Below are 25,755 nucleotides of genomic sequence, written 5' to 3'. Positions count from 1 at the left end.
GTTAATTAAAACTCCGCTTTGATGGAGGCTAACAGATCAGCGTGCTTGGCAGCGTCGATCTCTTTGCGCAGGATCTTCTCTGCGCCGGCTACGGCCAGACCAGCTACCTGCTCGCGCAGGGCTTCCTTGGCACGCAACACTTCCTGATCGATCTGGGATTTGGCTTCGGCTACCAGCTTGGCACCTTCGGTGCGAGCGGCGTCCTTGGCTTCTTCCACGATCTGGTTGGCGCGCTTTTCAGCGGCCAGGATCAGCTCGGTAGCTTGTTGTTTGGCCTGACGAAGTTCGTCAGCAACACGCTTTTCAGCTGCTTCCAGATCCTGCTTGCCACGTTCTGCAGCGGCCAAGCCATCAGCAATACGCTTGGCACGCTCTTCCATCATGTTGGTAAGCGGAGGCCAAACAAACTTCATGGTGAACCATACCAGGATAGCGAAGGTGATCGCCTGGCCCAGTAGTGTTACGTTGAATTCCACGCTTGTTTTCCTCCAGTGTGGTTACGACAACAACCGTTTTCGCTTAAAAATTAAGCGCCAGCTTTCAGGGCAGCCAGAGCTGCAGACAGGAACGGGTTGTTGAAGGTGTACAGCATAGCTACACCCACACCGATCATGGAGATGGCATCCAGCAGACCAGCGATAATGAACAGCTTGGTTTGCAGAACCGGGATCAGTTCCGGCTGGCGAGCGGAGGACTCCAGGAACTTGCCGCCCAGAATGGCGAAGCCCAGAGCGGTACCGATAGCACCAAGGCCAATGATCAGAGCTGCAGCCAGAGCGGTCATCGACTGGATCTGAGAAACGAGAGCTTCCATTTAAATCTCCTAAAGACTAATGCAAGGATGGTTTGAGAAAAGGTACGAAAAAACTTTTTAAACTTAGTGCTTCTCTACTGCCAGGCTCAGGTACACGATGGTCAGCATCATGAACACGAAGGCCTGCAGGGTGATCACCAGAATGTGGAAGATCGCCCACGGTGCGCCCAGTACCCACTGAGCAGCCCACGGCAGCAGCGCGATCAGGATGAAGATCAGCTCGCCGGAGTACATGTTACCGAACAGACGCAGAGACAGCGAAATCGGTTTGGCCAGCAGCTCTACCATTTGCAGTGCAAAGTTGGCCGGTGCCAGCAGGATGGTGCCAACCGGGCCACTGGCGTGGAACGGGGCAGTGAACAGTTCCTTGATCCAGCCGCCCAGGCCCTTGGCAGAGATGGAGAAGCCGATGATGCAGAGCAGGACAGAAATGGACAGACCGAAGGTAACGTTCACGTCAGCAGACGGTACCACACGGAAGTAAACGTGATGCGGGTCGGCACCGAAGAAGGTGAAGCCGATCCACTGGGCAGCCATCGGAATCAGGTCAACCGGCAGCATGTCCATGGCGTTCATCAGGAACACCCAGCAGAAGATGGTGAGTGCCAGCGGCGCAATCACGTTGCTCTTGGCGTGGAAGATTTCCTTGACCTGGGTATCGACCATTTCGACGATCGACTCGACAAACAACTGCAGTTTGCCGGGGTTTTCCAGCTTGGCGTTGCGTGCCACGTAGGCAAACACGCCAGCAAACAGGAAGCCCAGGATCAGGGAAACGGAGAAACTGTCGATGTGCAGGCTGCCGAAGCCGCCTTCATGCGAAGAGTTCCAGAATGTCAGGTGGTGCTTGATGTAATCAGTTGCGTTACTTGCCATCGCTCTATCTCAATTTTTAATCAGAAGCCCGAACCAGTAGGCGGAAGTGGCGGCTATGTAGCCACCAAACAGACCCGCCACTGACAAATCCTTGAAAAAAGCGAGAGCACCACCAAATAACAGAAGTGTCAGTACAAACTTGACTGCCTCTGCCTTGTAATGCGCCCGCATCAATTCTGCAGGTGAAACCCTTTGCATCGATCCGGCGATGCGTACGTAGGCCAGTGCCGGCAAGATGGCACACAAGCCGCCGATCAGTGCCGACACCGGAACGTTGATTGTCGCGCCAGCGACCAGCATGCTGATCACCACGGCCAGCAGGGTTAACCTCACCTGCAGTCGAATTACGCGTTTGGCGTCCGGATTATTCATGTACGGCACTTAAAAAATCGATCGATTATAGGCTTGGGCTGACGAAAGCGTCAACTTCGCCACGTCAGCTGGATATCACCCGCTGACCGCTCAGCCAGTTGATTTTGCTTGCAGTTTTTCCAGCAGCCCGTCCAGCTCGTCCAGGCTTGCATAATCGATGATCAACTTGCCCTTGCCTTTATTACCATGACGGAAGCTGACCGTCATGCCCAGCTTGTCTGACAGCAGGTTAGCCAGGCGATCGATATCGGCATCTTTCACCTGGGCAGCCGCCGCTTTGCGGCCAACCTTGGGCGCGGCCAGCGCCTGTACGCGCTGCTCGACTTCGCGCACCGACAGTTGTTCCGCTACCACAGCCTGCGCTAGCGTCATCTGCTCCAGCACTGGCAACGGCAGCAGCGCACGGGCATGCCCCATTTCCAGTTGACCTTCGTGCAGCATCTGTTGCAACGGCTCAGGCAACGCCAGCAGACGCAGCAGGTTGCTGATGGCGCTGCGCGAGCGGCCCAGTGCTTCGGCCGCGGCTTCATGGGTCAGGCCGAATTCTTCGATCAGGCGCTTGATGCCGCGCGCCTCTTCCAGCGGGTCCAGTTGCTGGCGCTGAATGTTCTCGATCAACCCCATCGCCAACGCCGATTGGTCGGCTACGCTGCGCACCACAGCCGGAATCTCGGCCAGGCCCGCCAGCTGGCTGGCGCGCCAGCGACGTTCGCCGGCGATCAGTTCGTAATCACCCAGACCGATCTCGCGCACCACCACAGGCTGGATCAGGCCTTGCGACTTGATGGACGCGGCCAACTCGGCCAGCGCGGCTTCGTCCATATGGCTGCGTGGCTGGTAACGGCCAGGGCGGATGCTGCCGACCGGCAGCGTGGTCAGGCGTTCGTTGTCTGCCTCGACGGTGGAGAGGAGCGCGTCCAGGCCGCGCCCGAGTCCTTTGAGTTTGGCCATGTTATTGCTCGGTACTTGCAGTTTGCGGTTCCAGACGGCCGATCAGTTCGGCAGCCAGGGTTAGGTAGGCTTGCGAGCCTCGGGCGGTACGGTCGTAGATGATGCCGGGCAGGCCGTGGCTGGGCGCTTCGGCCAGGCGGATATTACGTGGCACCACGGTGTCGAACACCTTGCCGCCAAAGTGGCGCGCCAGCTGCTCGGACACCTGCTGCGACAGGTTGCTGCGGGCGTCGAACATGGTGCGCAGCAGGCCCATGATCTCGATGCGCGGGTTCACCGCGGCGCGCACCTTGCGCAAGGTGTTCACCAGGTCGGTCAGCCCTTCCAGCGCGTAGTACTCGCACACCATCGGAATCAGCACGCCCTGCGCGGCCACCAGGCCATTCAGGGTGAGCAGGTTCAGCGACGGCGGGCTGTCGATCAGTACGTAGTCGTACTCGCCAGACACCAGCTCCAGCGCGTTCTTCAGGCGGGCTTCGCGCGCCAGCTCCTGCACCAGTTCGATCTCGGCGGCCGACAGGTCGCGGTTGGCCGGCAGCACGTCATAGCCGCCTTCTTTCGCCGGCTGGCGCACTTCCTCAATGCTGTGTTCGCCCATCAGCACGTGGTACACCGAGCGCTGCAGCGTGGTCTTGTCGATGCCGCTGCCCATGGTGGCATTGCCTTGCGGATCGAGGTCGACAATCAGCACCCGCCTCCCCTGCTCTACCAGACCGGCCGCCAGGTTGACCACGGTGGTGGTCTTGCCGACGCCGCCTTTCTGGTTGGCTACCGCAATGATGCGCGCTGTCATTTGGCGACCACGCGCACCAGGTGACGCTGCTCGGCGTCCAGGCCGGGCACGTCCAGTTTCTTCACTTCCGCGACGGCAAAGTCGGCCGGCAGCTGGGCGATTTCCTCGAACGGGTACACGCCCTTCATGGCGACAAACTGGCCGCCGTCGGCCAGCAAGTGGCGCGACAGTTTGACGAACTCGGCCAGCTCGGAGAATGCACGGCTGGTGATACGGTCAAATTTCTCGGCCGGCTGGTAGGCTTCCACGCGGTCGGTGATCACTTCCACGTTGTCCAGCTTCAGCTCGATGACCGCCTGGCGCAGGAAAGTGGTTTTCTTGTGGTTAGCGTCCAGCACCACCACCTTCATGTCCGGGCGGGCGATGGCGGTGGGGATGCCGGGCATGCCGCCACCGGAACCCACGTCCAGCAAGCGGCTACCGCCGTCCAGCTGCGGCACCAGGGTCAGGCTGTCCAGCAGGTGGTAGCTCACCATGCGATCCATGTCGCGGATAGCGGTGAGATTGTAAGTCTGGTTCCACTTGGCCAGCAGGCCCAGGTAGCCTTCCAGCAGGTCGATCTGGGCATCGGTCAGCGCCAGGCCGATGGCGGCCAGGCCTTGGGTGAGTTCAGCGCGGTGCGTCATGATGATGGCGATAGGAATTGAGTAAACTGCCCCGATTGTAACGGGTATCAAAAACAAATGCGCCCCGAAGTGGCAACTCCGGAGCGCAGTGCAGCAAAAACCGGATCAGGCGTCCTGGCGCGCTTCGCTGAAACCGCGTTTCAGGTGCACCAGCAACAAGGCCACCGCCGCCGGGGTAATGCCCTGGATGCGCGAGGCCTGGCCCAGCGTTTCCGGACGGTGCTGATTGAGCTTTTGTGACACTTCCTTGGACAGCCCCTTCACCAGCGCATAATCGATATCGCCCGGCAGCTTCACGTCGTCCAGCTGCTCCAGGCGCGCTACCTCTTCGTTCTGGCGATCGATATAGCCCTGGTACTTGATCTGGATTTCCACCTGCTCGGCCACGATGTCGTCGGCGACGCCCTCCCCTGCCAGCGACAGCTTCATCAGCTCGCGGTACGGCACGTTGGGGCGGCGCAGCAGGTCGGCCAGCGTGTATTCGCGGCTGAGCTTCTGGCCGACGATGGCTTCGTCTTCGCCCGGCTGCAGTTTGCCTGGCTGCACCCAGGTGCTGGCCAAGCGCTGCTTCTCCGCCTCTACCGCGTCGCGCTTGCGGCAGAACGCGTCCCACTGCGCATCGCCGATCAGGCCCAGCTTGCGGCCAACCTCGGTCAAGCGCAGGTCGGCGTTGTCTTCGCGCAGCTGCAGGCGGAACTCGGCGCGGCTGGTAAACATGCGGTACGGCTCGGACACGCCCAGCGTGGTGAGGTCGTCCACCAGCACGCCCAGGTAGGCTTCGTCACGGCGCGGGCACCAGCCGTCTTGTTCGCGGGCGTACAAACCGGCGTTCAGGCCGGCCAGCAGGCCCTGGGCAGCGGCTTCTTCATAACCGGTGGTGCCATTGATCTGGCCGGCAAAGAACAGGCCCTGGATGGCCTTGGTTTCCAGCGTGGTTTTCAGGCCGCGCGGGTCGAAATAGTCGTACTCGATGGCGTAGCCGGGGCGCAGGATATGCGCGTTTTCCAGGCCGCGAATCGAGCGCACCGCCGCCAGCTGGATGTCAAACGGCAGGCTGGTGGAGATACCGTTGGGGTAGTACTCGTGCGTGGTCAGGCCTTCCGGCTCCAGGAAGATCTGGTGGCTTTCCTTGTCGGCAAAGCGGTTGATCTTGTCTTCGATAGACGGGCAGTAGCGCGGGCCCACGCCTTCGATGACGCCGGTAAACATCGGGCTGCGGTCAAAGCCGCTGCGGATGATGTCGTGGGTCTGCTGGTTGGTGTGGGTGATCCAGCACGGCAGCTGCTTGGGGTGCAGGGCGCGGCTGCCACGGTAGGAGAACACCGGCTCCGGCGTATCGCCCGGCTGCGCTTCCATCACCGAAAAGTCGATGGTGCGGCCATCAATACGCGGCGGGGTGCCGGTTTTCAGGCGGCCAACCGGCAGGCTCAGCTCGCGCAGGCGTTCGCCCAGCGTGGACGCAGCCTGGTCGCCGGCGCGGCCGCCGGTGTAATTTTCCAGCCCCACGTGGATCTTGCCGGACAGAAAAGTACCCGCCGTCAGCACCACGGTCTTGGCGCGGAAGGTAATGCCGATGGCAGTAATGGCGCCGGCGACGCGGTCGCCGTCCATCAGCAGGTCGTCTACCGGCTGCTGGAACAGCGTGAGGTTGGGCTGGTTTTCCAGCATCTCGCGGATGGCCGCCTTGTACAGGATGCGGTCGGCCTGGGCGCGGGTGGCGCGTACCGCCGGGCCTTTGCTGGCATTCAGGGTGCGGAACTGGATGCCGCCGATATCGGTGGCCAGTGCCATGGCACCGCCCAGCGCGTCGACCTCTTTCACCAGATGACCTTTGCCGATGCCACCAATGGACGGGTTGCACGACATCTGGCCCAGGGTTTCGATGTTGTGCGTAAGCAGCAGGGTCTGGCAGCCCATGCGCGCCGCGGCCAGCGCAGCCTCGGTTCCGGCGTGGCCACCGCCCACGACGATGACGTCAAAGGTAGTCGGGTAGATCATAGGTCTTTCGCGAAAAGATCGGTCAAACAAAACCGGGTATTGTACGTTAAAACGCCGATTTTGTAAGTTGTTGATTTTAATGACCCTGGCTGTCACGCGGATTTCAAACAGCCGTCATGACAGCGCCACCGCAGCGTCACGCTGCTGTCAACGCAGCTGCCTAGCATCGACGCATCCCCACCGTTTCCGGAGCGTACGATGCAGCAAGGTCTCGACACCGCCCAACTGGCACCCGCCGCCAAACTCAGTGTCCGCGTCGCCCACAGTGCCCGCGACATCCGCCGCGCACAGAAGCTGCGTTACCAGGTGTTTGCCAAGGAAATGGGCGCCCAGCTGGCCTCGGCCGAAGACGGCATCGACCGTGACGAGTACGACCCGTACTGCGACCACCTGATCGTGGAAGACAACCAAACCGGCAAACTGGTGGGCACCTACCGCATGCTGCCACCGCACAAGGCACGGCAGCTGCCCAGCCTGTATTCGGAACACGAATTCGACCTGAGCCGGCTGGCCGGCATCCGCGACGGCATCATCGAGATCGGCCGCTCTTGCGTGCACAAAGATTACCGCCGCGGCGCCGTCATCGCCCTGCTGTGGGCCGGGCTGGCCGATTATGTGCGCCAGCAAGGTGGCCGTTATCTGGCCGGCTGCGCCAGCGTCAGCCTGGCGGACGGCGGCCATCAGGCCGTCAGCCTGTACCGCATGCTGGAACACAAGCACCTGTGCCCGGCCGAATGGCGCGTCACCCCGCACCTGGCGCTGCCGCTGGGCGAAGTGCAGGACGACACCCAGGTGCCGGTACCGCCGCTGATCAAGGGCTACCTGCGCGCCGGGGCCTGGGTATGCGGCGAGCCGGCGTGGGACCCGGACTTCAACTGCGCCGACTTCTTCATGCTGTTGCCGATGAACAGGCTGGACCTGCGTCATCAGCGTCACTTCGCGGGCTGACCTCTCCCGGCCCGTCCCGCCCAAGGTTGGCCGCAAGCCGCTGCGGCCAACCTTTCGCTACAATCGGGGCATGCACTACACCCTCGAACCTATCGGCACCATCCGTTCGCCGTACCAGGAAAAATTCGGCATCCCGCGCCAGCCGGCGCTAGCGCCGTCGGCACCGGTCAGCCTTGTCCTGCACCCGCCCTACAACCAGCCCGACTGCGTGCGCGGCCTGGACGCGTTCTCGCACGTCTGGCTTACCTTCGTCTTCCACGAAACCCTGGCCCGCGGCTGGCAGCCGCTGGTACGCCCGCCGCGGCTGGGCGGCAACAGCAAGGTGGGCGTGTTTGCCAGCCGTGCCACCCATCGCCCCAACGGTTTGGGCCTGTCGCTGGTAGCACTGAAAGACATCGACACCCGCGACGGCGTCACCCTGCATCTGGGCGGTGCCGACCTGCTGGACGGCACCCCGGTGCTGGACATCAAGCCGTACATTCCGTTTGTGGAAGCCAAGCCCGAGGCGCGCGGCGGCTTTGTCGACGGCCCCCCACCGCAGCTGTCGGTGCAATGGCAACCCAAGGCACTAGCCGATCTGCACGCCTGGCCGCAGGCACCGTCATGGTTGGCCGCACTGATCGACGAGGTGCTGGCACAAGACCCGCGCCCTGCCTACCAGGACGACCCGGCACGCGTATACGGCATCCGCCTGGCGGACTGCGACGTACGCTTTACCGTGCAGGGCCAACTAGCCTGCGTACTTGAAATAATCACACCCGCCCAGAACTAAGCCACGTTTCGCCAAGTCGAAACTGCAGCTGGCCAACAGTGCCAGCACACCTACGGAGACTTAAACCATGATTTCCCGAGCGAAGACGTCCTTTCTGGCCCTCTCCCTCATTGCCGTGCTGGCTTCGCCGCTGGCCGAAGCGGCCCGTGTCGGCAAAGGCAAAAGCGCCGGCATGCAGCGCGCCGCCCCCACCCAGAGCTTTAACCAGCAACAAGCCGTACCGAGCAAAGGCCCGACGCAGGCGCCCGGCCAGGTCGCCCCGCAACAGAAGGGCTCTGGCGTAGGCGGCATGGTCGCTGCCGGTGCCGCTGGTGCCGCTGCCGGCTATCTGCTGGGTTCGGCCATGGGCGATGACGACGGTGGCTTCCCGTGGCTGGCCGTGATTGGTGGCTCGCTGGCAGGCTTGGCGCTGTTGGCCTTCCTGCGTCGCCGCGCTGCCGGTCAGCAAGCTGCTCGCCGCGCCCCGCCGCTGCAAACCCAGCCGACCCACTTCCAGCCGGCTCCGGCCGGTGGCATCCCGCCGATCGGTGCCGGCCAGCAGCCGGCCTTCGGTGGTGGTGGCATTACCCCGCCGCCGATGTCGCTGCAACGCCTGCCGGACGGCACCGAGGCCCCGCACTTCCTGCGCCAGGCCAAGGCAACCTTCCTGCATCTGCAAAACCTGAACTCGGCTGACAGCCTGGAAGAAGTACGCAAATACATGACGCCGGATCTGTACAGTTCGCTGAAAGACGATATTGCGGCCAATACTGAACCTGCCGACTTCCCGCAGCTGGACTGCCAAGTCGTAGAAGCCACCGTGGAAAACAGCCGCATGATCGCCAGCGTGCGCTTCCACGGCATGGTGAGCGAGAGCGTGGGCGCCCCGGCCGTTGCCTTCAGCGAAACCTGGCACTACGTGAAGGACGACGCCAACGGCAAATGGCTAGTGGCCGGCATCCAGCAGAACTGACCTACACAGCGCTATCCTGTCGCGCTACATACCTAGCCCGCTTGCCCTGCAAGCGGGCTTTTTGTTGCCGATGCGCGCGCCCGCAGCCCGGCAGGCTCAGCAGCACGCAGTGCGGCACCAGCGCCTACCGGCACACGATCACTCCCTTGCGGCCAACCCGCCCCGGTGTTACTCACACCCGGCATGAAAAAAGCGGGGGCACGCCCCCGCTTTTGCACGCTACTGGCAAACCTTATTTGACCCCCGGCCCGGTCAGGCCATCGAAGCCAAGCGACAGCAGCACTTCCTGCTCGGCATCAGTACGCACCCCTTCTGCCACCACGCCCAGGCCGATGTTGTGCGCAATATTGCACACCCCGCGCAGGAAGGCTTGATTACCGGCTTCGGTATCGATCTGCTGCACAAAGCTACCATCGATCTTCAGGTAGTCGATGCCCAGATCATGCAGCTGACCAATCAAGCTGAACTGACGGCCAAAGTGTTCGATACCCACCTTGCACGGCAAGTCGGCCAAGGCCAGGCACAGGGTACGGAAGCGTTCGAAGCGCGGCACGATGCCGACTTCCGCCATTTCCAGCCACAAGCGCGCGGCCGCCACGCGCTGACCACGAATCAGCGCCACCAGACTGCGCACATAGTGTTCGTCTTCCAGCGACTCGGCCGCCAGGTTTACGGCAATACCCGGGCACGCCGGGTCGGCGGCCAACTGCTCCAGGGCCAGCGCCACGGCTGCCAGATCCAGCGCCGCCACGCGGCGGGTACGAATGGCCATCGGCATGAACTGGCCGGCAGGCAACCACTCATCAGCATGCTGCAAACGTAGCGGTGCTTCCTCATGCAACATGCCACCCGCGGCATTACGCACGGCAAAACGCACCAGTTTCAGGCGACCGGCCGCCACAGCGTCGTCCAGCAGCCCCGCCCAGCCGTCGGCGGTGATGGCTTGCGGTTTGCTGACTTGCTCGTCGGCAAACGCCACCCGCACGCCCCCTGCCGCCTCGGACAGCGCCAGTGCATTATCCAGGCGGGACATCACATCGCGGATGGTATCGCCATCGCGGATATCGGTTGCCGCCATGGCCAAGCCAACTTCTTGCGAAGCGAAACTGCCCAGCATGGCCACCAGCTCGGTCTGCACGGCCTCCAGCCGCGGCAATTCCGCCTGCGCACTGGCCAGCAACAAGGCGAAGTCTGCGCCATTGAGGCGGGACGCCATGCTGTCGGCACCGAAGCGTTCGGTATCACGCATGCGCGCCCCAAACTGCGCCAGCATCTCGTCGGTTAGCGGGCGGCCCAGGCGGGCATTCAGCTCGGCCAGCCCATCAATGCGCATCAACAGCAAAGTTCGCCCCTGCTTGTCGCGCTCGGCCAGCTCTGCGCCCAGACGGCCCATGAAAAAACCACGATTGGCCAGCCCGGTTACCTTGTCGAAGTTGATCTCGCGACGCAGGGCCTCCAGCCGCGCAGCCTCTTCTTCGAACATGGCTTTTACCCGCATCACCATGGCGTTCATTGCCTGCGCCAGCCTGCCCATCTCCGGGCCCTGCGGCTCGGGGATGGTGACAAAGCGGCGCTGGGTGATGGACTTGGCCTGATTGACCACGGCCAGCAATTGCCGGCGAATGGTACCGACGCCGATCGAGCCGACCCCGCCCACCACCAGCCCCGCCAACAGCACCCAGAACGACACATTCAACGCACCACGCCACAAGGCGTCGTAGGCATAACCGGCTTCGCTTTCCACTTCAACGTAGCCGGCCTGCATCCAGCCGCTACTGACCATTGCCCTGGCTGGCGAAGGTGCCAACGTAAATACCTGCTGGAACCAGGGCGGTGCGTTGCCGATTTTCTGGGCATTCACCCGCTGTACCAGCGGCTGCCCCTTGGCATTCACCCACTGCACACGCCGGAAATGCCCTTGGTCGAATGCGGCATTGATCAGGGTCTCGCCCATCACCGGGTCGGCTTTGTTCTGGGTAATCAGCAGCGCCAGCGAGTTGGCCGCATCGGCACTCTGCGCGGCCAACTGCTGCTGCATGTAATCACGGGCATTAAACAGGTTGGCCGTCAGGCTGCCTGCGGCAGCCAGTACCACAGCTGCAATAACCAGGATCCATAATTGCTGGATGAGGGAAACGCGTTTCATGGCAACTCTCAGGAGATAAAGCCTTCGGCTTTCATTTTGTCGATCAACTGCCGCCAGCGGGTAAGGCGGTCTACACTGGAATTCGGGCTTGGCCCGCCCCCCACCCAGATACCGTCCGCATTGAAGCTGAACACCGGCTGCAAATCACTGCGCTGGGACGCGGGACGGATGGTGCCGATCAGGTTATCCAGAATCAACGGCTCTGCCGCAGGATCTGCATAATACGCCAACACCATGTGGGCTTGGGTCACGGTACTGGCCGGGCCACCAATCCTGGCCTTGACGTAGGTAAGACGCAGCTTCTGCGGTGCCACGCCTAACTCGCGCAGGGTAAAGTATTTGGCAATGGTGAAGTCTTCACAGTCACCCGCCCCTCGCGCCATGCTTTCAAGCGGTGTTGCCCAGTAGTCAGCCTGCTTCCACAAGTCGACATCATCAACAAACTGATAGCGCTGATTAAAGAACTGATTGACATCGCGTAACTGGTTGAGCTCATTGCTTTCTCGACGCTGGGCCAAAAGCAATTGCTGCCAGTCCCGATAAATCCGTACCGCCTGCCCGCCATACAACTGCTGCACACGGTCGAGCGGCAGCTCTGCCACCGCCAGCGCGGCCAACAGTAGTAAGGCATACGGTCCCAGGCGCCGCCGGCATAGCCGCAGCGCTGTCTTGAACCTGTCACGGCAACTGACCATTCATGCTCCTGTCTTGCAATGCAACAAGCCTATAGCAAGCCGCTACGATTTGCTACGTTTAACTTGACACAGGTACAAGCACTTCCGACAATACACAACATAAAGCTTTTATTTAAAATACTTAGAAACAACACTTAACAATACACCAGTCACTATTCACTGTATTCAACGAGGCTCTCATGAACTTCCGCTCAAAACGCATCACTGGTTCCACGCTGGCAGCACTGCTGGCGCTGTCGATGCCGCTGACTAGCCACGCACTGGAACTGAAAGACGCCGTCGAACAGACTCTCAAGAACAATGCGGAAGTACGCATGAAGTGGCACACCTTTCGCTCCAGCGTAGAAGAACAAGGCGTCGCGCGTGCAGGTTTCCTGCCAAGCGTCGATCTTAACTACGCCGTCGCGCGAGAAAACAACAAAACGCCCACCAGCACCGGCAGCATTAGCAAACAAGATTTCACCCGCCGCGGTTACTCGGTCGCCGTGAACCAGAACGTCTTCAATGGCTTCATCACGACCAACCAAGTTAAACAGCTCGACTATACCAGCCGGGCCCGATACTACGAATACCTCGCCACGGCCGAACAGCAAGGCCTGGAAGCGGTGCGCGCTTTCATGGACGTCGTGCGCTACAGCAAACTGGTTGGTATTGCAGAAGAAAACTACGCCATTCACAAAGGCATCTACGAACAGATCCTGCAGCGCGTCACCCAAGGGGTTGGCCGCCGCGTCGATCTGGAACAGATCGCAGGCCGTCTGGCGCTGGCCGAATCGAACCTGGTTAACGAACTGTCCAATCTCAATGACGTTTCGGCACGTTATGCCCGCATTACCGGCGATGCGCCGCCCAACGAACTGAAGCTGCCAGGCCTCAATCTTTCCCTGGTACCGCCAGCAAACGATGTCATGGTCCTGGCTGACCGCCGCAACCCCAGCCTGCAAGCGGCCAGGGCCTTCTACCGTGCCGCAGAAGCGGAAATCGACGTCCGCCGCGGCGCGTTCTCCCCCACCCTGGACCTGCGTGCCAACAAGTCTGGCACACACAACAAGGATGGCGTGAAAGGCCGAACCGATGAGCAAGCCATCGAGCTGGTGCTGAGCATGAACCTGTATCGCGGTGGCGCGGACCGGGCACGCCTCGCGTCGGCAACCGAACGTCGTGACGAAGCGGAAGCACTCGGCGTCAAGGCGTGCCGCGACATGCGACAGCAGGTGTCCATTGCCTACAACGATACCGTTCGCATTGGCGGCCAGCTGGAATCATTGCGCCAGCACCAGCTCTCTACCGAAAAAGCACGCGACGCCTACCGTAAGCAGTTCGATATCGGCCAGCGCACACTGCTGGACATGCTGGATAGCGAAAACGAGCTGTTCGAAGCCCGTCGCGAACTGCTCAATGCCGAACTGAACCAGCAACTCGCCGTTTACCGCGTACTGGGCGAGTCCGGCCGTCTGATGGAAACCATGCAGCTACAGCCCAAGGATGAAGACAGCAACAAGGATGCGGATCTGAATGCACCCAGCTGCCCCACCAGCTACGTGGCCCCCACACCGCTGGATACCAGCAAGATTGCCGCCCGCTCCTTCAATACCAGCGCTGACACTGCAGCCGAACTTCCTGCGCTCACTGCCAATAGCGCGCCGGCACTGGGCTCGCGTGACGTTACCGTCAACATGCAGGTGCAATTTGACCTGAACTCTGCGGCCATCCGCAGCGAAAGCCTGCCGATGCTGGATCAATTGGCGACGACGCTGCGCATGCCGCAGATGGCCCAGAAGCGCTTCCTGATCGAAGGGCATACCGACAGCACCGGCAACCCGGCACTCAACCTGACCCTGTCGCAACAACGGGCGAAAAGCGTGCACGACTATCTGGTTGCCAAGGGCGTCGATGGTAGCCGTCTGGACAGCATCGGTCGCGGCGATATCCAGCCGCTACCTGGCAAAGCCGCCAACGACCCGCTGAACCGTCGTGTTGCCGTAGTTCTGCACGACATGGCCAGCATTAAACCTGCTGCCCCAGCTGCCAAACCGGCCCTGCTACTGCCGCCGGCCAACAAAGCCAGCGTGCTGCCAACAGCCAAACCCGCAGCACCGGCATCGGCCAACCCGCTGATTCGCCGTACCCCTCCGGCCACCCAACCCGGCACCGTCAAGTAAATCCTTCACCTGAAAACACACCGCCCCGACCTGAACAAGGCCGGGGCGATGTGTTTTATTGATGCCTACGGTACGCTGCGGCCTGCCATGCTGCCCCGTTTGGCAGCATCCCACGCTATACCCGGAAGCGGGTAATACTGCCATCCAACTCCTGGGACTGCTGTTTCAGCTGAGCGGCCAACTCGGAAGCCTGCGCCACGGTCAGCCGCGTCTGGTCATTCATCTGCGCGATCTGCTCCATGTTCTGGGCAATATCATGGCTGGCGATTCGCTGCTCCTGAATCGCACCGGCCATGTCTACTACCTTGCTTTGCGACTCACGCGACGACTCGTAAATACGGTGCAATGACTGCGAGACTTTCTGCGTTCCTTCTACACCACTCGATACCAGATTGCTGGCCTGCTGCATATTCTGGTAAGCCTGCTGCGTATCGCGCTGCACGCCGGCAATGCGGGTCGAGATTTCCGTTGTAGCCTGGCTGGTACGCTCGGCCAGCTTGCGGACCTCATCGGCTACCACGGCAAAACCGCGTCCACTCTCGCCTGCGCGTGCCGCTTCGATCGCTGCATTCAGCGCCAACAGATTGGTCTGATCGGCAATATCCCGTATCACATTGACGATGGTGCCAATCTCATCCGAGCGCTGATTCAGGCTATCGATGGTTTTCGACGTTTCAGCAATGCTGCTGGCAATATCCTGGATCTGACTGGCGGCTGCTACAGACATGTCGCTGCCAGATTGCGCCTCGTCCGACGTCTGACGCGCCTGGTCTTGCACCCCCTGCGCATTATCCGCCATCACACTCACGCTGACAGTCAATTGCTCCACGGCGGCAGCGCTGGCCGCCGCGGCATTGGACTGGTTAACCGCCGCATCATGAATAGATTGGCTCGTCAGCGACAACTGCTCCGATGCCACCACCAGGCGTGCCGAATGTTGATGCGACTCACGTATCAGTTCACGCACCGTCGCAATCAGATGGTCCAGCGCCTTGGCCGTGCGGCCAACCTCGTTATTGCCAAAGTCCGGCATGGTCACCGTCAGGTCGCGCGTCTGCGCCAGTTGCTCGGCAAGGCGGGTTATCTGGTTAAGCGGCTGTCGGATGGAAAGCGCAATCAGCCCCCCCGCCACACTGCCCACCAACAAGGCCAGTGCACTGAGACTCCACATCGTCACGCTGGCCGACGCCATTCTGGCCTGCACCCCCTGCTGCTGGGCCACCGCCTGAGAGGCCGCCTTCTCCACCAGCTTCTTGGTGGCGCCTTCCATGCTGCGTACCGATTCCTTCACCGGCTCTAGCGCCTTGTTGGCATCTTGCGGCGTTTGTAACGCCCCGGCCTCGATCTGCGCCAACACCTGACGCAAACCCGACTCATAGTTGGTCATGGCCGTGGTCAATGCCTGGATTGCTGTGGTGTCGTCCGCATCGCCAAGCGCCGAGGCAGCCGTCAACCGCTGCTGCACTTTGGCAGCACTGCCTTGCCACTTTTCCAGGTACTCTTTACGCTTCTCCACGCTTTGCATGTTCAGGAACAGGTCTTTTTCGTAACGGCGCAAGTTGCCCACCTCAGCACGCACATCCTGGATGTGATCGCTAAAAACCAGGCTACGATTGACCAGCTCCGTCAGGCTGCCATCCGCTTGCCGTACCGCCAGCAAACCGCTGGCCGAGATCAGCAGCATGATCAGCAGCATGAAACCGAACCCCAGCCCCAAGCGGGTAATCAGGCTCACATTCTTCATCTATCTTCCCCTTATTTTGCACAAGCGTGCCTGCCGGTGACCGACACCGGGCTTACGGCCAACCTGCCGCAGTATTGACGCCGGGTATCACCCGTCGAACATTGTTGCTGGTCGCCTCTGCCAACGCCGCCAACGGCATCTGCCGCAGCGTGGCCAGGCACTCGGCAATACGGGGCAGGTTTTCCGGGCCATTCACCTGCCCCTGCGCCCACTCTGGCGGGATATCCGGCCCATCCGTTTCCAGCACTAGCGCCGAAAGTGGCAGCGTGGCCGCCAGGCGCCGGATGCGTTGCGACCCCTGGTAGGTCATGGCGCCACCAAAACCCAGGCAGAAACCCAGGTCGATAAATGCTTGGGCTTGCTGCTCGCTACCATTGAAGGCATGGGCAATACCGCCGCGTACGCGTACCTGACGCAAGCACTTCAGCACACGATCCTGCGAGCGACGCACATGCAGGATGACCGGCAGATCGTAACGGCGAGCCAGCTTGAGCTGCGCCAGCAGCAAGGCCTCCTGTCGCTGCGGGTCCAGATCCGGCACATAAAAATCCAGCCCGCACTCCCCCACGGCCACCGCCTCTCCCCGCGCCAGATACTGCTCCAGCAGCAACAGGTCATCATCACAGTGACTGGCCAGGAACAGGGGGTGCAAACCCAGCGCTACATCCAGCCCCAATCGCCGCCCTATCGCCAGCGCCGCGTCAAACGTGGCTGCGCTCACGGCGGGCACAATGGCATGGCCAACACCGGCCTGCCGGGCGCGCTGCCAGCGTAGTTCGGCATCCGCAGCAAACTCGGGGGCATCCAGGTGCAAATGGCTATCAATAAAATTCATCGATTCTCCACACCTACCTCAGCTACCGCATTCAATAAGTTGGTATTAATGCGTGCCGTGCTTTCACTATCTCATCAGAATATAAAAAGGCAAGGACAACATAAACCCATGATTTTTCTGCCAATAAGCTGATCTTATGCAGTGAAACACTGCCGTCACCTGATGCATTCCAGCAGAGAAAACCATAACAAATAGACCAAAAGCATCAAATACAGCCATGCGCAATTCGCATGACAATAAGCAGCAGGCAACAAAAAACCCGCAGAGCTTTGTGCTGTGCGGGTTTCATAGACTGCTTGGAATGTTGCTGGACTTTCTCGTGGTGCCCGGGGCCGGACTCGAACCGGCACGCCTTGCGGCGGGGGATTTTGAGTCCCCTGCGTCTACCAATTTCGCCACCCGGGCGAGAAAATTCAGGTGTCGGAGTATAGAGGCCCGGCACCCGATTGTAAACATCATTGTGCTTGTTTCAGTTGCAAAGCCATGTCGTACAGCTGTTTCTTATTCAGATCGTAGTGTGCGGCCACGATGCCGGCCGCCTGTTTGGTCGGTAGTGCAGCCACCAGTTCGGTCAGGAGCGCTATGGCAGGCGCGGGCAACTCGCCAGCGGCCTCTTCCTGCGGTGCGGCATCGATCACCAGCACGCACTCACCGCGCTGCTGGTTGCTATCGGCCTGGATACGCGCCAGCAACTCGCCGGCCGGCAGGCGCAGAAAGGTCTCGAACGTTTTGGTGAGCTCACGGGCCAGTACCACCGGGCGATTGGCGCCCAGCGTAGCCACCACATCAGCCACACAGTCCAGAATGCGGTGTGGCGCCTCGTAGCACACCACGGCGTAATCGGCCTGCGCCCATTGCTGCAGGGTCTTGCACCGCGCCGCGCTCTTGGGTGGCAGAAAGCCATTGAACAGGAAGCGGCCGGTATCCAACCCGCAAGCAGACAGGGCCCCGATCACCGCTGAAGCGCCCACCACCGGTACCACGCGCAAGCCGACAGCCCACACCGCCTGCGCCAGCCGTGCACCGGGGTCGGAAATACCCGGCGTACCGGCGTCGGACACCTGTAGCACGATCTTGCCCTCTTCGATCCAGCGGATCACGTTGGCCGCCATTTCGCGCTCGTTGTGCTCGCGTAGGCTCACCAGCTTTTTGCTGATACCGTAGGCCGAGAGCAGGCTACCGGTAACCCGGGTATCTTCCGCCAGAATGATGTCGGCTGCGTGGAACCCGGCAATGGCACGCACGGTCACATCCGCCAGGTTTCCAATGGGCGTGGCCACCACATATAATGCCCTGTCGACAAAAGTTTCCCGAGCAGAATTCATCAAGTGATCAAGCGCTGTCTGCACGTTTTGGCTCCCTGGTTGTCCGGCTCTGCCGTCTTAATGGCGGCCAGTGTAGCGATTGCCCAATCGCCGGGCTACATACTTCAGCAAAATCAGTCCCCCCTTTCGGCGGGCAGCCCGGCCCGCAGCGCCCCTGCCGCGCAAGCCAGCCCGTTGCCGGCCAACAAGACGGTTTCAGTCCCCCAGCAGGCAGGCAACAAGCCTCGCGTGCATCTGGGCCTGATGTTGCCGCTGAACTCACCCCAATTCGGTGAAGCCGCCCAAGTGGTAAAAGCCGGCTTTGACGCGGCCGCCGCGGCCGATGGCAGCGCGGAAACCAGTGTGGCGGCAATGGAGGACGATAGCCAGACCAGCCAGGCATACCAGCAGCTGCTTGGCCAGGGGGCAGGCTTCATCATCGGGCCACTCACGCGCCAGGGCGCGGCCAACTTGGCAGCCAGCAGCAAACTGCCAACGCTGGTACTCAACACGCTGGACAAGGCACCGCCGGCCGGCAGCAAGGTGTGGAGCCTGTCTGTTGCGGTGGAAACCGAAGCGCAGCAGATTGCCCGCATGATGCGCGACGACGGCCGCCAGCAGCCGCTGGTGCTGTTCAACAAGGACAATCTGTCGCAGCGCCTGCGCCAGGCCTTTGCCGAAGAATGGCGCGGTAAGAGCAAGCAACCGGCACGCGAGCTGGATGTTTCCACCCCGGATGGTGCCCGTTTGCAAACCGGACTGGCAGCCAGTGACAGCGTTTTCCTGGCGCTGGACACCAAAGAAGTAGAAGCCACCCGCGCCCTGCTGGCCGCCGAGATGCCAGCTTACGCTACCTCGCTGGCCAATGTACGCAACCCTAGCCCGGTACTGAATGGTGTGCGTCTGGTGGACATGCCGTGGTTCCTGATTCCCAACCATCCGGAAACCCGGCAGATTGCCCGCCCGGCAACGCCGATGAACAAGGCTACCGAGCGCTTGTACGCGCTGGGTATCGACGCCTACCGCCTGGGCCTGGCGCTGGCCAGCAGCAAGAACCCGGCACAAATCCGCCTGGGTGGCGTCAGTGGCGACCTGCGTATTGGCAAGGGCTGGGTCGTGCAGCGTGAATTGCCCGGCAGCATCATCGGGGCCGAGTGATGAGTCGAGAGAGTGGCAGTGACTTCGAAACACAAGCCTGCCACTATCTGCAGCAACAAGGGCTGCGCCTGCATACCCGCAACTGGCACTGCCGCTTCGGCGAAATCGACCTGATCATGCAGGACGGTACGTGGCTGGTTTTTGTCGAGGTGCGGGCGCGGCGCAGCAGCCGCTTTGGCGGTGCGGCCGCCAGCATCGGGCCGGACAAATGCCGCAAGCTGCAAGCGGCGGCCAACCTTTACCTCAGCCAGCACGGTACCCGGGCGCGCTGCCGCTTCGACGCGGTACTGTTTGACGGCGACGCGCCGCCCGTCTGGTTAAAGAACATCATCAGCTAGCCACCGGCTGGCCATGCAACAAGGATGGACGATGGATTTGATTGATCGCGCCAGCGGGCACTTCCGCGAAAGCATCGCGATGCAGCAGCTGGTCATGGACGAACTGGCCCCCGCCATTGCGGTGGCTGCCGAAAAACTGGTGGCCAGCCTGATGAACGAAGGCAAGATCCTGTGCTGCGGCAATGGCGGCGGTGCTGCCGTGGGCCACCACTTCGTCACCAATATGCTGGGGCATTTCGAAAAAGAACGCCCGGGCCTGGCCGCGCTGTCACTGTCCAACGATAGCCCTGCCCTGACCGCGATCGGGAACAACTACGAATTCGACCTGATCTACTCCAAACAGGTGCGGGCCATCGGCCACCATAACGACCTGCTGCTGGTGATCAGCAATTCGGGTAATTCGGCCAATATCGTCGAGGCCATTTACGCCGCCCACGAGCGCGGCATGGGTGTGATTGCCCTGACCGGCAACGACGGTGGCCAGGTGGCTGAAATCCTGTCACCGGAAGACCTGCACCTCAACGTGCCGGTTACCCGTGCCGCCCGTATCCAGGAAATCCATTTGCTGGTCATCCACGCGCTGTGCGATGCCATCGACTACATGCTTCTGGGAGGAGACTAAATGACATCCCGCCTGATCGGCCTCACCGTGGCCACCCTGCTTGCGGCCAACCTGAGCGCCTGCTTCCCGCTGGTAGCCGGCGGTGTTGCCGCCAGCGCCATGGTGGCCACCGACCGCCGCACCAGCGGTACCTACGTGGAAGACCAGGGCATCGAGCTGAAGGCGGTAAAACAGCTGGCCGAGCGTTTTGCCGGCAGCCACGTCAATGCCACCAGCTATAACCGCGCCGTGCTGCTGACGGGAGAGGCGGTGGACGAGGCGCAGAAGGAAGCCATCGAGCTGGCAGTACGCGGCATTCCGAATGTACGCCGCGTCTACAACCACCTGGTGGTCGCTCCGGCCAGCACGCTGGCCAACCGCAACAATGACACCTGGCTCACCACCAAAGTACGCACCCGGCTGCTGGAAGGCCAGGGCTACCCGCCCAATGCCATCAAGGTCGTCACCGAACGCAGCGTGGTCTACTTGCTGGGCCTGGTCAGCGATGCCGAAGGCGAAGCCGCCGCCCAGGTTGCCGCCCGTACCGCTGGCGTTCGCCAAGTCGTCACCCTGTTCGATCCTGCACCCGCCCAATAAGGCGCGTGGCACACAAAAAAGCCCTGGCACCACACGGTCAGGGCTTTTTTGTGCTGGCCAGCGGCCGCCACTACTTGGGCAACATCACATCCGAACACAGCACGTGCATCTGCTCGTCGATCTCGATCGCCATCGACAGCGTGACGCAGGTGCGGGTGTCCGTCATCGACAGGTAGGGCTCGCTCATGTACAGCACGCCGGGTTGGTCGATGGCGTGCTGGAAGTAACTGCGACGCGACCACACCGCGCCGGTCGTATCTTCCAGCGGCGCAAAGCGCAACTGATCCGCCTCGGACAGTTCGCGCACGTTCAGGTTACGGCCCAGCTGGCGCCCTTCCTGATCCAGCAGGAAGCAGCGGATCACGTCCGGCAGGTTCAGCATCGGCTGTGCGGCCAACCTGAACTCGTTGCCCTGCATCAGCGCGATGGCGGTCTGCACAAAGGCCTGGCGCGATAGCTCCAGTTGGCGGCGGTTCAGCTTGCGGCGCAGCAGCTCGCGGTTCATCAGCTCGTCCCACTTGGCGTCCAGCCGCGGGGTAATCTGCTCGTCGCGGTCCGGCACTGCCGCCGGGCGGGCCACGTAGTAGCCCTGCACCAGGTCGCAGCCGGAGTCCAGCGCCACCACCACGTCGGATTCGCTCTCCACCCCCTCCACCACTACCAATGCACCAATTTCGTGCATCAATCGCACCAGACGCGACAACAAGGTGCGCGTGCGCTGCTGGTTGACGGCACTACGCAGCAAGTGGCGGTCAAACTTGATGAAGTCCGGCTCCAGGCTGCAGACACGGTCCAGGTTGGAGTGGCCGACACCAAAATCATCGATCGCCAGCAGGCAGCCCTGCTCGCGCAGCAACGCCACGCCTTCCAGCAAACCGGCGTCCAGCTCCAGCGCCTGTTCTAGCACCTCCAGCACGATCAGCTGCGGCGGAATGCCGGATTCTGCAATGATCTGCTGCAGTTGCTGCACGTAGCTCAGATCGGCCAGCGTCACCGCATCGATATTCAGAAACAGCCAGCGCTGGCCACCGTTCATGGCCAGGAACTGCGCGCAATGGGCCCGCACCACGGCCAGGTCCATTGCCGCCCGCTCGTCGCGGCGGATGTAACGCTCGTATACCTGCGGCGGACTCAGCGCATTGCCCTGTTCGGCGGCGCGCAGCAGCGCCTCCATACCCACAGTACGGCGGTGGGCCAGGCTGTAAATGGGCTGGAAATGGGAGCCCAGCGTCAGGCCATCCCGCATCGGTAAGTTCTCCACAGCGTTACTCCGGAAAAGGATAGGGGCAGTATAGCAATTGCCGTTCCACTATATCGAAGCACACCGGCTTGGTGTGGTGATTGACACACTTGCCGGTGCACTACGCTATTCAATAAAAAAACCTCCTGGCTGCCGGCAGGCAGACAGGAGGTTGTGACGTTTACCGGCGTGCGGTTTACAGATCGGTCTTCAGGTTGTTCTTCAGCAGCTCGGTAATCACCTGCTGGTCGGTACTGCCCAGACTGCTCATCTGCACATCCTTCAGCAGGATAGTCTGGTCGGTTACCGTGCCGGCATTGCTGGCCGTGCTGTTGAAGGCACCACTGCTGCTGATCTGCACCAGCGTATCGTTACCGCTGGCGGTGAAATGCAGGTACTGGCTGAGGTTACTGCTGTTCTCGCCTTGCAGCAGATCACGCAGATCCAGGATGTCGCCCCCCACACCGGTCTTGAAGTCGAGGATGGTGTCTTGTGCCGGGCTGCCCGCGGTACCTTTGTCGGCCAGGCTCCACTGGAAAGTATCGATACCCAGGTCACCACGCAGTACATCGTTACCTTTACCACCAATCAGCAGATCGTCACCCGCACCGCCACGCAGGCCATCAGCACCGTCGCCGCCATCCAGCGTGTCGTTATCAGCACCGCCATAGATAAGGTCAACCCCACCTTGGCCGTAGACCGTATCGTTACCCGAGCCGCTATGCGCCAGATCAGCCCATTCTGCAGCCGACGCGGTATTGGTGGACGATGTCTGACGCGCCACGCTGCTCAGCGTCTTGTCCGTCAGCAACAGGCTGTTATCGTCCAGCTGCATCAGGTTGGTTGCCAAGATGTCCGCCTGGGTTGGCAAGACACCGGTGACCGGGTGCTTGTTATTGCCGGAATCCCCCAGGAATACCAAGTCGTTACCCGCACCAGACTCGACATAGTCGTTACCGGCACCACTATCGATGATCTGGTCGATACCACTGGTGGTCACGCTGGTATTTTTGGCAGCTACGCCAGTACCATCGGCCAGCAAGTAGCCACCCAGCTGCAGGTTCACCGTCAGGCCATTGCCCGACTCGCCATTGGCGACGGTAATCTGGTCATTCCCGCCATAACCGGCCAGTTGAGCGGGCGGCACTACCTGGATAGCCAGATTCGCCACAGCCGTATCGCCATCTTTGTCAGACACGGTGAACACGATGCTTTCCGTTTTGACGGTGGTGTTCAATACCGAAGCAATATAGCTGTAGCTGCCGGTATCCAGGTTAATCACCAGCTTGCCCCCCAGTAAGGTAGACAAAGTCAGCGAGTTGTCCGTTGTATCAAACGTACTGCGGTTCGTCCCCACCACGCTGACGGCACCGGTACCGGACGGGTCATAAGTGTAGGTAGTGCCATCGATGGTCAGCACTTTCACATAACCACCATCACCACCAAAGCCGGCGTTCAGGCTGGAGAGTAAGGAGCCTGTCTGCGGCGGCACCACCGAGTCGCGCAGGATAGGTGGCAGTTGGCTGATGTCGCTAACGGTAATGGCATCCTTCTCGGTCACGGTATTGCCGTTGTAAGCAATCGGGTCCAGTTGGGTTTTGAAGCTGCCCGAGCCCGAGCCCATACCATAAGACATGGAGTTGATCTTATTGGTGGTCAGGAAGTTGGTCCAGCTCGTCACTTCGCTTCCGGTAATACCGTTGCTGCCCGTACCGTTGTCTTCGGTAGGTTCGCCATCCGACAGGAAGTAAGACACGTTTTGTGCCCCGACCAGTTTGCCGCTAGAGGCAAAGGCGGTACGTGCTGCGGCAAGTGCGGCATCGTAATCGGTACCACCCGATGCCGTCAGGCCACTCACGATCTGCTTGGCGCGCGCCACCGTTACCCAACCTGCATCCTGTGGCGTACCATCGCTGGCAAACGTCACGATCCGCACCATCACGTCGCCCAGCGCGTCGTACTGGTCCAGCATGCTACGTACCGCCTCCTGCATCATTGCCAGGCGCGAAGGGCCGGAGTAGTTGGCACTTCCCTGTGCATTACCCGCGCCATCCCAGGCCATACTGCCGGAAGTGTCCAGAATCAGCAGGACGTTGCTGTCCACGTTGGTCACCTTGGCCATCACGGATGTGTTGCTGGCTACCGCGGCATCATCTTCCACCACCACCGTCAAGGTGCCAGTGGTGGACTGGGTACCCGCAGTCGCTTTCACACCTACGCTCAGTGACAGCGTGTTTTCACCATTGCCGCTCGGGTGGTCTACCGGCTTCAACAGGTTCACGCTGTATTTGCCACTGTTATCGATAGTAATGGTCGCTACGGTCTGGCCGCCAGCTGTTGCAGTCAGGGTATTGGTGTTGCTACCGCTCCAGGTGACGGTTTGGCCACCACTGGTCAGTGCTGTGGTCGGTGCTGTCAGCACCACGCTGCTGATAGCGTCGCCATCCGCATCCATGATCGACAGGGTACCGGTTGCCGTCTTGCTATTGGTGGTGTCGGCCGGATTGCCACTACTGTCTGCCAGACCACCGGCCAGGCCTTCCTCCGACACGGTAGCCGTAGTTGAAGTTACCACCGGCGCATCAGCTACCGGGTTGACCTTGACGGTAACAGTGGCGGTATCGGTACCGCCCTTGCCGTCCGACACGGTGTAGGTGAAGGTGGCATCGCCGTTGTAGTTGGCCGCAGGCGTGAACACCACCTTGCCGTTCACCAGCGCTACCGTGCCATTGGTGGGGTTCTGTACCGACAAGATCTGCAGCGTATCGCCGTTCTGGTCTTTGTCATTACCCAGCAAGCTGGCCGGCTCGATAGTCAGCGCGGTGTCTTCCATCGTGATCAGCGGGCCACTGCCATACTGCGAATTGACAGCCAGCACCTGATAAGCCCCGCCCTCCGGACGCAGCTCTGCCTTAAATACGGCATTACCACCTTGATCCCAGTAGAAGATCTCGATGTTCTGCTCGCCACCCTGGGTAATGGTAAAGCTGGCGAACTCGCGCGAGGTCGGCGACTGAATGCCGTCAAACTTGCCTACTTCCTGACCATTAATACGGATCACAAAGCCATCATCCGCATAGACCCGGAAGTTATAGGTGCCCGGGGCCAGATTGATCTTGCCCGTCATCTGCACGATGGCATCCGAGGTTGTCGTGTAGTTGGCCGTCGTTTGCAGATTACTGCCACTGCTACCCAGGAAGGTTGTCAGGTTGCCGGTGGTACCCAGGTTATTGCTGATAGCGGTTTCACCGAAATTCAGCGCATTAGTCTGGAATGTCGCGGTTGCGACATTATTCTTGGCAAACGTCTCTACCTGCGCAATCGACGTCAGGTTGGCACCGTCTGTTCCTTCTCGGTACCCCCAGTACTTGCTGGTCAGCGTCGTCATCACGTACTTGTCGTCGATCGCATCCGGCGCATTGTTCAGCGTCAGGCTGTTACCCGTACCGGCGTTACCAGCCAGATCGGTATAGCTGCCATTGCTCACCGTCACCACCGGCTGGGCCGTGCCGCTCTGCGTCATGGTAGCGGTCCAGGTCTTACCACCATCAGACGTAGCCAGGGTTGCAGCATTCAACGTACCACCGGTGATGGCGACATCGCTGGCCGTGAAGCCAGTAACAGCCTCGCTGAAGGTAAAGGTCAGCGCCACGGTTTCACCCGGCGACAAAGTGCCATCGTTCGAGGTAATCACCAGCGACGGTGCAGTGGTATCTACCTTGTAACCCTCGGTGTCGGTGGCGGTGGTGCTGTTGCCAGCCGCATCGGTGGTGGTCACTTTGGCGTCGATCACCTTGTCGGCGTCGGCGGCCAGGTCGCTGCCGGCCACGTTG

At 61.0% G+C, this 25,755-nt stretch carries 23 protein-coding genes and 1 tRNA gene; 8 read left to right on the top strand and 16 right to left on the bottom strand.

What is annotated here, in order from left to right:
• Positions 1-5: 5 nt before the first annotated feature.
• From FLQ03_RS01135 to mnmG, 8 genes are all read right to left on the bottom strand, one after another.
• A complete protein-coding gene (locus FLQ03_RS01135) occupies positions 6-476 on the bottom strand; it encodes a F0F1 ATP synthase subunit B (protein ID WP_144373855.1) in 471 nt (156 codons plus the stop codon).
• A gap of 50 nt (positions 477-526) precedes the next feature.
• Positions 527-814 (bottom strand): F0F1 ATP synthase subunit C, encoded by a 288-nt coding sequence (atpE, locus tag FLQ03_RS01130; protein WP_026108060.1) that lies wholly within the window; start codon positions 812-814, stop codon positions 527-529.
• A 63-nt stretch (positions 815-877) separates the two neighbouring features.
• Entirely contained in the window at positions 878-1,690 is an 813-nt protein-coding gene (gene atpB, locus FLQ03_RS01125; protein WP_144373854.1) for a F0F1 ATP synthase subunit A, read from the bottom strand.
• Positions 1,691-1,699: 9 nt separating this feature from the next.
• Positions 1,700-2,062 (bottom strand): ATP synthase subunit I, encoded by a 363-nt coding sequence (locus FLQ03_RS01120; RefSeq protein ID WP_144373853.1) that lies wholly within the window; start codon positions 2,060-2,062, stop codon positions 1,700-1,702.
• 90 nt (positions 2,063-2,152) lie between these two features.
• Positions 2,153-3,013 (bottom strand): ParB/RepB/Spo0J family partition protein, encoded by an 861-nt coding sequence (locus FLQ03_RS01115; RefSeq protein ID WP_144373852.1) that lies wholly within the window; start codon positions 3,011-3,013, stop codon positions 2,153-2,155.
• Between the two features lies 1 nt (position 3,014).
• On the bottom strand, positions 3,015-3,806 hold the full coding sequence (locus tag FLQ03_RS01110) for a ParA family protein (protein ID WP_144373851.1): 792 nt from the start codon (positions 3,804-3,806) through the stop codon (positions 3,015-3,017).
• Positions 3,803-4,432: a 16S rRNA (guanine(527)-N(7))-methyltransferase RsmG gene (gene rsmG, locus FLQ03_RS01105; protein WP_144373850.1), complete on the bottom strand. Its 630-nt coding sequence runs from the start codon at positions 4,430-4,432 to the stop codon at positions 3,803-3,805. Before rsmG ends, FLQ03_RS01110 begins: the two co-directional genes overlap by 4 nt.
• A 105-nt stretch (positions 4,433-4,537) precedes the next feature.
• Positions 4,538-6,430: a tRNA uridine-5-carboxymethylaminomethyl(34) synthesis enzyme MnmG gene (mnmG, locus tag FLQ03_RS01100; protein WP_144373849.1), complete on the bottom strand. Its 1,893-nt coding sequence runs from the start codon at positions 6,428-6,430 to the stop codon at positions 4,538-4,540.
• Positions 6,431-6,628: 198 nt separating this feature from the next.
• Between mnmG and FLQ03_RS01095 the strand changes: the two genes are divergently transcribed.
• The 3 genes from FLQ03_RS01095 (at position 6,629) to FLQ03_RS01085 (ending at position 9,102) form a co-directional block, all read left to right on the top strand.
• Positions 6,629-7,378, top strand: coding sequence for a GNAT family N-acetyltransferase (locus tag FLQ03_RS01095; protein WP_144373848.1), 750 nt, complete (start codon positions 6,629-6,631; stop codon positions 7,376-7,378).
• 70 nt (positions 7,379-7,448) lie between these two features.
• Positions 7,449-8,150, top strand: coding sequence for a tRNA (N6-threonylcarbamoyladenosine(37)-N6)-methyltransferase TrmO (gene tsaA / locus FLQ03_RS01090; protein WP_144373847.1), 702 nt, complete (start codon positions 7,449-7,451; stop codon positions 8,148-8,150).
• Between the two features lie 67 nt (positions 8,151-8,217).
• Positions 8,218-9,102: a Tim44 domain-containing protein gene (locus FLQ03_RS01085; RefSeq protein ID WP_144373846.1), complete on the top strand. Its 885-nt coding sequence runs from the start codon at positions 8,218-8,220 to the stop codon at positions 9,100-9,102.
• A 232-nt stretch (positions 9,103-9,334) separates the two neighbouring features.
• Here FLQ03_RS01085 and FLQ03_RS01080 read toward each other — a convergent pair whose 3' ends face one another.
• Both FLQ03_RS01080 and FLQ03_RS01075 read right to left on the bottom strand, forming a co-directional pair.
• Positions 9,335-11,248: a bifunctional diguanylate cyclase/phosphodiesterase gene (locus tag FLQ03_RS01080; protein WP_144373845.1), complete on the bottom strand. Its 1,914-nt coding sequence runs from the start codon at positions 11,246-11,248 to the stop codon at positions 9,335-9,337.
• Between the two features lie 8 nt (positions 11,249-11,256).
• Positions 11,257-11,943, bottom strand: a complete 687-nt coding sequence (locus FLQ03_RS01075; RefSeq protein WP_206210817.1) for a transglutaminase-like cysteine peptidase — start codon at positions 11,941-11,943, stop codon at positions 11,257-11,259.
• A 179-nt stretch (positions 11,944-12,122) separates the two neighbouring features.
• On the opposite strand from FLQ03_RS01075, the gene FLQ03_RS01070 reads away from it, so the two are divergent.
• Positions 12,123-14,105, top strand: a complete 1,983-nt coding sequence (locus FLQ03_RS01070; protein ID WP_206210816.1) for a TolC family outer membrane protein — start codon at positions 12,123-12,125, stop codon at positions 14,103-14,105.
• Between the two features lie 115 nt (positions 14,106-14,220).
• Here the strand turns inward: FLQ03_RS01070 and FLQ03_RS01065 are convergent, their stop codons facing one another.
• The 4 genes from FLQ03_RS01065 to rsmI all read right to left on the bottom strand — a co-directional run bounded on the left by FLQ03_RS01065 (position 14,221) and on the right by rsmI (position 18,009).
• Positions 14,221-15,840 carry a methyl-accepting chemotaxis protein gene (locus tag FLQ03_RS01065; RefSeq protein WP_170252275.1) on the bottom strand — a complete coding sequence of 540 codons (1,620 nt, stop codon included), beginning with the start codon at positions 15,838-15,840 and terminating at the stop codon, positions 14,221-14,223.
• Between the two features lie 61 nt (positions 15,841-15,901).
• Positions 15,902-16,684, bottom strand: coding sequence for a TatD family hydrolase (locus FLQ03_RS01060; RefSeq protein WP_144373843.1), 783 nt, complete (start codon positions 16,682-16,684; stop codon positions 15,902-15,904).
• Between the two features lie 320 nt (positions 16,685-17,004).
• Positions 17,005-17,089 (bottom strand) — tRNA-Leu (locus FLQ03_RS01055).
• A 50-nt stretch (positions 17,090-17,139) separates the two neighbouring features.
• Positions 17,140-18,009 carry a 16S rRNA (cytidine(1402)-2'-O)-methyltransferase gene (gene rsmI, locus FLQ03_RS01050; RefSeq protein WP_206210815.1) on the bottom strand — a complete coding sequence of 290 codons (870 nt, stop codon included), beginning with the start codon at positions 18,007-18,009 and terminating at the stop codon, positions 17,140-17,142.
• Between the two features lie 228 nt (positions 18,010-18,237).
• On the opposite strand from rsmI, the gene FLQ03_RS01045 reads away from it, so the two are divergent.
• The 4 genes from FLQ03_RS01045 to FLQ03_RS01030 are packed head-to-tail and all read left to right on the top strand — an operon-like array spanning position 18,238 to position 20,682.
• Positions 18,238-19,146: a penicillin-binding protein activator gene (locus FLQ03_RS01045; RefSeq protein WP_420855645.1), complete on the top strand. Its 909-nt coding sequence runs from the start codon at positions 18,238-18,240 to the stop codon at positions 19,144-19,146.
• Positions 19,146-19,484, top strand: a complete 339-nt coding sequence (locus tag FLQ03_RS01040) for a YraN family protein (RefSeq protein WP_144373841.1) — start codon at positions 19,146-19,148, stop codon at positions 19,482-19,484. Before FLQ03_RS01045 ends, FLQ03_RS01040 begins: the two co-directional genes overlap by 1 nt.
• A 31-nt stretch (positions 19,485-19,515) precedes the next feature.
• On the top strand, positions 19,516-20,106 hold the full coding sequence (locus tag FLQ03_RS01035) for an SIS domain-containing protein (RefSeq protein WP_144373840.1): 591 nt from the start codon (positions 19,516-19,518) through the stop codon (positions 20,104-20,106).
• Positions 20,107-20,682, top strand: a complete 576-nt coding sequence (locus FLQ03_RS01030; RefSeq protein ID WP_144373839.1) for a BON domain-containing protein — start codon at positions 20,107-20,109, stop codon at positions 20,680-20,682.
• Positions 20,683-20,752: 70 nt separating this feature from the next.
• On the opposite strand, the gene FLQ03_RS01025 is transcribed toward FLQ03_RS01030, so the two are convergent.
• Together FLQ03_RS01025 and FLQ03_RS01020 are read right to left on the bottom strand one after the other, a co-directional pair.
• Positions 20,753-21,943: a sensor domain-containing phosphodiesterase gene (locus FLQ03_RS01025; protein ID WP_240802173.1), complete on the bottom strand. Its 1,191-nt coding sequence runs from the start codon at positions 21,941-21,943 to the stop codon at positions 20,753-20,755.
• A 175-nt stretch (positions 21,944-22,118) separates the two neighbouring features.
• Positions 22,119-25,755 (bottom strand): cadherin-like domain-containing protein (locus FLQ03_RS01020; RefSeq protein ID WP_144373838.1); only part of this gene is annotated, 3,637 nt, incomplete at its 5' end.

The sequence above is a fragment of the Vogesella urethralis genome (assembly GCF_007644045.2).
Lineage (GTDB): Bacteria > Pseudomonadota > Gammaproteobacteria > Burkholderiales > Chromobacteriaceae > Vogesella > Vogesella urethralis.
Note: the sequence above shows the minus strand (reverse complement) of the source record. Positions and strands in the feature narration are given on the sequence as shown.